The following is a 1,090-nucleotide window of genomic DNA, read 5'->3' as shown; positions in this document are numbered from 1 at the left end:
GTTGCTGGTCATCGTATCCACCCGTGGGCGCCGCGGGGTCGCCGACCCCGACGTGACACCCCGTGGAGGGTCTCGTGGGGGTCGGGAACGCTCCGCCCGGGCGTGCCGGGGCGGAGCGCCGGGGGCGCGCTAGGCGTTCGCGGCTACCACACCGAACATGACCACGAAGAACAGGATGTACAGCACGAGGATGACGGCACAGACGATGAAGCTGACCAGTCCGATGATGCCCAGGATCTTGGCGGTGTCGGAGGCGGACTGGGCTCCGGCGTAGTCGCCCATCTCCCACTTGCTGTTGACCTGGAGGGAGAAGATCAGGCCGATGATGCCGATGACGGTGCAGCTGAGGATGCCGAGGATGTTGTGCATCAGGTAGTTCTTGGGCGGCCCGCCGGGGGGCGGGCCGCCGTAGCCGCCGGGAGGACCGTAACCACCGGTGTGGGGAGGACCGTAGTTCATGTGATGGCACCTTTTCGGGACGTCGTGGTCGTGTGCGGCGGCGCGTGGCCGGGTTCGCCGGGTAGGACTGCGGTGGGGTCGTCCTGGTTCTGCTACCAGCCGGGAAAGAGCGGTGTCCCGGGGGCGAGGAAGGAGAACCAGGGGAGGTTGCGCAGGACCCAGTGCGCGGTGACGACGATGAGGAACAGCCACAGGAACCAGCCCGGTGTGAGCTTGGGGGGGCTCTTGGGCGGTCGCACGGAGCGGTAGAGCCAGAGCCCGTAGGTCCAGGCGATGTAGGGGGCCAGCAGCCACAGCAGGGGGTTCATGCTGATGGAGGCGAGGATCTCACCGTGTGTGAGCAGGGCGATCGCCCGCATGGTGCCGCAGCCGGGGCAGAAGGTGCCGGTGAGGAGCAGCCAGGGGCAGGTGGGGTAGATGCCGGGCTCGTTGGGGTCCACGAAGTGCAGGAGGGTGGCCCCGGCCAGGCCGAGGACGCCCAGCCCCACGGGCCATACGGCCGGGTGCAGTGCCCGGAGCCGGTTACTGACCCGGCCCGTCAGGGAGCGTGCGGCCGGGGGCGCGGGGGGCGAGCTCTGCGGCGGCTCGCTGGACTGTGGGTACGACACGTGACCAGCTTAGGGGTTGGGGC

Annotated in this window: 2 protein-coding genes; both read right to left on the bottom strand. The window is 69.3% G+C overall.

The features are described 5' to 3' along the window. Positions 1-129 precede the first annotated feature (129 nt). Positions 130-459 carry a CD225/dispanin family protein gene (locus tag DQW06_RS28360; protein WP_013154191.1) on the bottom strand — a complete coding sequence of 110 codons (330 nt, stop codon included), beginning with the start codon at positions 457-459 and terminating at the stop codon, positions 130-132. A 92-nt stretch (positions 460-551) separates the two neighbouring features. Then, complete coding sequence (locus DQW06_RS28355; protein WP_013154192.1) at positions 552-1,067, bottom strand: DUF2752 domain-containing protein; 516 nt, start codon at positions 1,065-1,067, stop codon at positions 552-554. Positions 1,068-1,090 lie beyond the last annotated feature (23 nt).

Source organism: Nocardiopsis sp. TNDT3 (assembly GCF_003427465.1).
Classification (GTDB): Bacteria; Actinomycetota; Actinomycetes; order Streptosporangiales; family Streptosporangiaceae; genus Nocardiopsis; species Nocardiopsis dassonvillei.
This window is presented reverse-complemented; position numbering and strand designations above follow the sequence as displayed.